Raw genomic sequence first — 3,310 nt, 5'->3', positions numbered from 1 at the left:
CACGGGCACGTCCTGCGCGTCCTCACCGCCCGCCGGCTGGGCCAGCACCCGGCCGCCGGCTCGCTGTACCGGCTGGAGACGGCGACGCTGTCGGTCCTCGGCACGGAACACGACCGGCCGGTGCTGCTCGGCTGGAACCTCCCGGCGCACGGGCCCTCGTAACGCGCCCTCCCGCACCGCGATACGCCCCCGCACACCCGCCCAAGTCCCCGCGAAACACCCCCGCACACCCGCCCAAGGGTAGGCCGCCCCACTGACACTCACCGCGCGCCCCGGCACACGACATGACCGCCCCCGGCGCACATGCGACAAGATGAGCGGGTCAACCGCCTTACGGCGGACACCCGACCGAACGAAGCGGCAGGACGTGCGATAAACATGGTGGTCGTCCCCCACCTTCGGACGGCACCATGTCCTGAAGTCGGAAGGAGCCTTCTCCCGTGCAGCGAAGGGCACTCGCGCAGGCCGTCGCGACGGCCGCCGTGCTCGCGGTCGCGCTGGTCGGCTGCACCGGCTCCGACGGGGGCAGCAGCGCCGTCGACAGCGGGTCCGGCGGGGCCGGCGCCGCCTCCGTACCGGTGCCGTCGGGGAAGTACAGCACGCTGCCCGAGCCGTGCACGGCGCTGAGCGCCGGGAAGCTGAACGACCTGCTGCCGGGCGCAGACGCGGAGACCGGCGAGGACGCCGAGGAGGCCCTCGCCGGCGAGCCGGACCTGACGTACGACGCCGACCGCCAGGTGGGCTGCCGCTGGGAGCGGGAGACCACGGAGGGCGGCCACAAGCTGGAGTTGCAGTTCGAGCGGATCGTGTCGTACGACGACGAGATCAGCGACGACCAGCAGGCCGCCCTGATCTACGCGGAGCGCGCCGAGGAGCACGACGTCGACGTCAGCAACGGCCGGCCGGAACTGCCCGACAAGTCCGGGACCGGCGGCGTCCCCGCCACGGGCGAGAGCAGCCCGCCGGCCGGGGGCAAGGGCGGCGACGGGGACGGCGGCGCCGGTGCGACGGACGACCCGGGGCCGGACGGGGACGGCGCGGAAGCGGGCGGCGAGGAGTCCGAAGGCGCGGGCAGCACGGACGACGCCGAGGCCGGCAGCACGGACGACGCCACCGGCGACGCCTCGGACGACGCCACCGACGCCACCGACGCAGCCGCGGACAGCGGCACGGACGGCAGCACCGAGTCGGGGAGCGACTCCCCCGACGACGGCTCCAGCCCCGCCCAGACCATCGCCCCCCGCCTCCTCGACGACATCGGCGACGAGTCGTTCCTCGACGACAAGGCAGCCGACGCCGGCGCCGGTGTGCAGCGCAAGGTGATAGTGGTGTTCCGCACGTCGAACGTCGTGGTGACCGTCACGTACGACCAGTGGCACACCGCGGACAGCGAGCCGCCGGACAGCGCTGAGCTGCAACAGCGCGCCCAGCAGGTGGCCGACCAGCTCGCCGACCAGCTCGCCGGCTGACGCACGGGCCGCCCCGGTCGCCCGTACGCCGCCGTCGGCGGCGGGTACGCTCGCAAGCCGGCGCCCGCAAGGCGCCTGGCCCAGGGCGTCGTGCCCCCACCACGCGCCGCCCGACGACCGAGTGATGAAGGACCCATGCACCGCTCTACGACCCGCATCCCCCGAGCCCTGGCCGCCGCGGCCGTGCCCGTGATACTCGTCACCGCCGGCTGCTCCTCCGGCGACGACGGCGGCGACAGCGGCAAGCCGGGCAGCTCCGCACCGTCCACGGAGTCCAGCGAGCCGCAGATCGAGCCGGCGAAGTTCGCCAAGCTGCCCGACCCCTGCGACGCCCTCGCGAAGGACAGCGTCAAGGACCTGGTGCCGGGCGCGAAGAGCACCGGCGGCACCGCGGGCAAGTCCGCCGACACCGCGCAGCGCAGCAGCTGCTCCTGGACCGGCCTCAAGGGCTACCAGTGGCGCTGGCTCGACGTCTCCTACCAGCGCTACGACTCCGACCCCGCCGTCGGCAGCGGCGCCGACCGCGCCGCGGAGTACTACGGCAAGCAGGTCGCCGCCGCCGAGGCCGCCGAAGGCGCCAAGGGCATGAAGTCCTCCCCCGCGTCCGGACTGGGCCAGAAGGCCACGGAGTTCACGTACGAGACGACCGAGGACAAGCAGGACTACCGCAAGCAGACGGTCGTCTCCCTGCACGAAAACGTCGTCGTCACCGTCAACTACCACGGCGCCGGCTTCCAGGGCTCGGATCAGCCGAAGGCCGCCGACCTGCTGAAGGACGCGGAGAAGGCGACCAAGGAGGCCCTGGCCGCGGTCAAGTGAGCGAACCTGCATACGCAGCCCCGTACAGCCGTGCGAGGCTAGCGTGGCTCCGGGCCCGACCCGGGGCGGCAGGTGATCGCCAGCGGAGAGGGAACGGCGCGTGGACAGGGCTCCTGCGATACGCATGAACCGGACGCACCGGATACTCATCTCCGTCGTCATCCTCGGCGCGGTGGTGATCGCGGCGATCGGCTTCGCCGGGTCCTACGCGGCCGTGCGCGACCTCGCCGAGAAGAAGGGCTTCGGCGACTTCGCGGTCTTCTTCCCCATCGGCATCGACGCCGGCATCGTGGTCCTGCTGGCCCTCGACCTGCTGCTCACCTGGATACGCATCCCGTTCCCGCTGCTGCGGCAGGCGGCGTGGCTGCTGACGGCGGCGACGATCGCGTTCAACGGCGCGGCGGCGTGGCCCGACCCGCTGGGCGTCGGGATGCACGCGATCATCCCGGTGCTGTTCGTGGTGGCGGTGGAGGCCGCGCGGCACGCGATCGGCCGGATCGCGGACATCACGGCCGACAAGTACATGGAGGGCGTCCGCGTCTCGCGCTGGCTGCTGGCCTTCCCCTCCACGTTCCGGCTCTGGCGGCGGATGAAGCTGTGGGAGCTGCGCTCGTACGAGGAGGTCATCCGCCTCGAACAGGACCGCATGGTCTACCGCGCCCGGCTGCGCGCCCGCTACGGCCGCGCGTGGCGGCGGAAGGCGCCGGTGGAGGCGGTGATGCCGCTGAAGCTGGCGAGGTACGGGGTGCCGCTGGCGGAGACGGCGCAGGAGGGTCTCGCGGCGGCGGGCATCGACGCCCCGCTGCGCCCGCGGGCGGCGAAGGCGGAACTGGCACCGGGGCCGGCAGCGGCAGCGCAGGTGACGCAGACCGCACCGGCGGCGCACGTCATGCAGGCAGCACAGACAGCACAGACAGCGCAAACAGTGCAAACAGTGCCGACAGTGCCGACAGTGCCGACAGTGCCGACAGCCCAGGCCGTACCGGACGCACAGACCGCGCAAGCCGTACAAGCCATACAGA

Annotated in this window: 4 protein-coding genes; all 4 read left to right on the top strand. The window is 72.9% G+C overall.

The window, feature by feature from the left end; translation table 11 throughout:
- The coding region (locus H5J30_RS23295) for a histidine phosphatase family protein (protein WP_181789334.1) at window positions 1-162 on the top strand (162 nt) is incomplete at its 5' end.
- 278 nt (window positions 163-440) lie between these two features.
- The gene (locus tag H5J30_RS23290; protein ID WP_181789333.1) at window positions 441-1,469 is read left to right on the top strand and encodes a hypothetical protein; all 1,029 of its coding nucleotides are present in this window, start codon (window positions 441-443) and stop codon (window positions 1,467-1,469) included.
- A 135-nt stretch (window positions 1,470-1,604) separates the two neighbouring features.
- Entirely contained in the window at window positions 1,605-2,288 is a 684-nt protein-coding gene (locus H5J30_RS23285; protein ID WP_181789332.1) for a DUF3558 domain-containing protein, read from the top strand.
- Between the two features lie 124 nt (window positions 2,289-2,412).
- Window positions 2,413-3,310 (top strand): DUF2637 domain-containing protein (locus H5J30_RS23280; RefSeq protein WP_258563496.1); only part of this gene is annotated, 898 nt, incomplete at its 3' end.

The organism is Streptomyces phytophilus, from assembly GCF_013870535.1.
Classification (GTDB): Bacteria; Actinomycetota; Actinomycetes; order Streptomycetales; family Streptomycetaceae; genus Streptomyces; species Streptomyces phytophilus.
This window is presented reverse-complemented; position numbering and strand designations above follow the sequence as displayed.

Coding starts and splice junctions, on each gene's coding strand:
- H5J30_RS23285 (WP_181789332.1), top strand. CDS start 1,605: ATGCACCGCTCTACGACCCGCATCCCCCGAGCCCTGGCCGCCGCGGCC.